Below are 406 nucleotides of genomic sequence, written 5' to 3'. Positions count from 1 at the left end.
TTTCATGGCCGATCCTCGACGCCTTCCGGGACGCGGCCGAGGAACTCGGCATTCCGCGCACCGAAGACTTCAACACCGGCACCAATGAAGGCTCGGGCTATTTCGAGGTCAACCAGAGGAAGGGCGTCCGCTGGAACACATCGAAGGCGTTTTTGCGCGGTATAGCGGGGCGCAAGAACCTGCGCGTAGTGCTCGGCGCGGAAACCGAACGGCTCGAATTCGACGGCCGGCGCGTCACCGGACTGGTTTTCCGCCAAGGCGGCCGCCTGCATCAGGTCCGCGCTGGACAGACGATCCTTGCGGCCGGCGCCATCAACTCGCCCAAGCTGCTCGAACTGTCGGGGGTGGGGCGCCCCGACCTGCTCTCGGGCATCGGCGTGGATGTCCGTCACGCGCTGCCGGGTGT

General features: G+C 66.0%; 1 protein-coding gene. It reads left to right on the top strand.

Going from position 1 to position 406, the window contains the following annotated elements; translation table 11 throughout:
- Positions 1-406, top strand: a 406-nt coding sequence (locus tag ENZ74_RS34205) for a GMC family oxidoreductase (RefSeq protein ID WP_164761525.1), incomplete at both ends; no start/stop codon positions are given.

Source organism: Mesorhizobium sp. M7A.F.Ca.CA.002.15.2.1, from assembly GCF_003998715.1.
GTDB classification, from domain to species: Bacteria; Pseudomonadota; Alphaproteobacteria; order Rhizobiales; family Rhizobiaceae; genus Mesorhizobium; species Mesorhizobium ciceri.
This window is presented reverse-complemented; position numbering and strand designations above follow the sequence as displayed.